This window comes from Paenibacillus sp. AD87 (assembly GCF_001659845.1).
Taxonomy (GTDB): Bacteria; Bacillota; Bacilli; order Paenibacillales; family Paenibacillaceae; genus Paenibacillus; species Paenibacillus marchantiae.
Genome location: NZ_LXQN01000013.1, coordinates 1 through 2,359 on the forward strand (window position 1 = coordinate 1; position 2,359 = coordinate 2,359).

Here is a 2,359-nt window from a genome sequence, read left to right on the forward strand (position 1 = left end):
ACATTAAATCATGCGAACAACATTATTGTTGTGACTGTGCCACTTGATCACCACTCCTGAATATATCCACCTTATCAAGTCTTGCTAGTAAGTTGGCAAGGCTTTTTTGTCTTGAACGTACCGTAGTTGTATCGCTTTGCTTATGTAATCTTTAGATTTTCTTCAGAATTATGCTTATTAATTCCTTAGTTTTTTTCATTATGATTTCTATATCGACAAGAGAGGAGGCAAAACAATGATCAGTAATACGATCTTAGAGCTACTACATCAGTATGGATATCTGATTTTTTATTTTGCCTTCTCATTAGGGCCATTTGGCATTCCAATTCCGAATGAGATCACGATTATCAGTGGTGCTATTTTGAGTCACACGGGTGTTATCAGCTCATGTATCACATACTTCTGCATTTTAACAGGACTATTAACTGCCATTACCTTTGCTTATTTTGCAGGGAAGTTATTTGGGCCCAAGATAAAACACAAATTTCAACATAATAAACACTTCGTTAAGGCTGAACTGATTCTGAATAAGAGTGGCAATTGGGCGATGTGCATCGGTTTATTCATTCCAATCGTGCGATATGTTCTCCCTCTGGTCATTGGACTGAGCGGCGTTCAGTATCGGAAATTTGCTCTCATTTCATATTCCAGTGCTTTGCTTTGGACCATAACGTATTTTACAGCGGGAATCTACTTCGGCGCTCCCATTCTATCAATACTTCATTTATTAAAATTTTGATCGATTTTGATAACATACCATCACGTATACGGAGGAACCACAAACAATGAATTCCAATGAACCTATTTTATTTCTGAAAAGCTTTCTTCAAAGCCCAAAACATGTTGGCAGCATCATACCCAGTTCCCGGTTTCTCGCTAACAAAATGGTGAACCAAGCGCCTTGGCTAGAGGTAAAAGCAGTCGCCGAACTCGGATCGGGCACAGGTGCCATCACTCGTTATATTCATCAACAGGCACAAGATTCGACTCAAGTGTTATTGTTTGAGATGAACGAGACGATGAGGAATAATCTGAAGACTGAATACCCTTCATTCCCCTGTTATCCAGATGCCTCTCGATTATTGGAATCCATGAAGCAAGAGGGCGTTGAGCAACTGGACTGTGTATTTAGCGGGTTGCCTTTCTTCAACTTTGAGTCTGAATTAAGGAATTCGTTGGTAGACCAGATCCATAAGGCGCTCAAACACGAGGGGTTATTTATCGCCTTTCAATATTCACTTCAAATGAAAAAAACACTATCCGAAAAGTTTATCATCGAAAAGATAGAATTAGCGCCCTTGAATGTCCCTCCTGCCTTCGTTTATGTCTGTCGCAAAAAGGAAACAATTTAAACAACTCAGGCTATGGTTTACACTGATATTATCCTCTCTATAAGGATTTAAAATTTTATTTAAAACAGTCTAAAAGGAGTGTTGGATTGTGAGTACCGTTCTCATTGTTGATGATGAACCCGACATCCGTGATGTCATTCATGTCTATTTACGTAACGAAGGATATCAGGTCATTGAAGCAACCAATGGTGAAGAAGCACTAAATATTATCAAAACTACATCGGTCCAGCTCGTTATACTGGATGTCATGATGCCCATTATGGACGGAATCAAAGCCTGCTTCAAAATAAGAGAAGTATCAACCTCTCCCATTATTATGCTATCCGCCAAAGAAGAGGACATAGATAAAATTACAGGCCTGACTACCGGGGCTGACGATTACATGGTCAAACCGTTTAATCCGTTAGAATTACTAGCTCGCGTTAAGGCTCAGCTACGACGCCAAACACTGATTGGCAAAGCAGAATTCAATTCACTTATCCTGATCAAGGACCTTGTCATTGATACAAGTAAACATTCCGTGAAGTTAAAGGAGAATGACATTCCACTAACTCCACTGGAGTTTTCCATTCTGGTGCTGCTTGCCAGCCATCCTGGACAAGTATTCAGCTCCGAGAAGATCTACGAAACCGTATGGAAAGAACCTTACGGGTATTCGGATAATACGGTTATGGTCCATATTCGCAATCTGCGAGAGAAACTGGAAGTGAATCCACGAGAACCTCAGTATATCAAAACGGTATGGGGAGTGGGTTATAAACTTGATTAGACGATCTAACCCTTCTCATCGAACTCGAAAGAAGAAAATACAGATTAACATTTTGATCCGAATTATTTTGAGTACCATTGCTGCAGCTGTCTTTAATAATATGCTCATTTACCTATCTATAGATGTTTTTAAAGCTTGGGAGCAGGCTTGGTTTCGCAATTCGCTTCCGTATGTCATTACTCCAATTTTTATATTAACTTTTATCTTAACCTTCCTATTTTTAACACGTCGAATGGTT

Annotated in this window: 3 protein-coding genes; all 3 read left to right on the forward strand. The window is 39.4% G+C overall.

All coding sequences use genetic code 11. The annotated features are described in order from the left end of the window. Positions 1-235: 235 nt before the first annotated feature. The 3 genes from gpAD87_RS22990 to gpAD87_RS23000 all read left to right on the forward strand — a co-directional run bounded on the left by gpAD87_RS22990 (position 236) and on the right by gpAD87_RS23000 (position 2,121). Entirely contained in the window at positions 236-739 is a 504-nt protein-coding gene (locus tag gpAD87_RS22990; protein ID WP_064637748.1) for a DedA family protein, read from the forward strand. Between the two features lie 46 nt (positions 740-785). Further along, positions 786-1,352 carry a class I SAM-dependent methyltransferase gene (locus gpAD87_RS22995; RefSeq protein WP_064637746.1) on the forward strand — a complete coding sequence of 189 codons (567 nt, stop codon included), beginning with the start codon at positions 786-788 and terminating at the stop codon, positions 1,350-1,352. A gap of 88 nt (positions 1,353-1,440) precedes the next feature. Beyond that, entirely contained in the window at positions 1,441-2,121 is a 681-nt protein-coding gene (locus gpAD87_RS23000) for a response regulator transcription factor (protein ID WP_082935054.1), read from the forward strand. Positions 2,122-2,359: the final 238 nt, after the last annotated feature.

Coding starts and splice junctions, on each gene's coding strand:
- gpAD87_RS22995 (WP_064637746.1), top strand. CDS start 786: ATGAATTCCAATGAACCTATTTTATTTCTGAAAAGCTTTCTTCAAAGC.
- gpAD87_RS22990 (WP_064637748.1), top strand. CDS start 236: ATGATCAGTAATACGATCTTAGAGCTACTACATCAGTATGGATATCTG.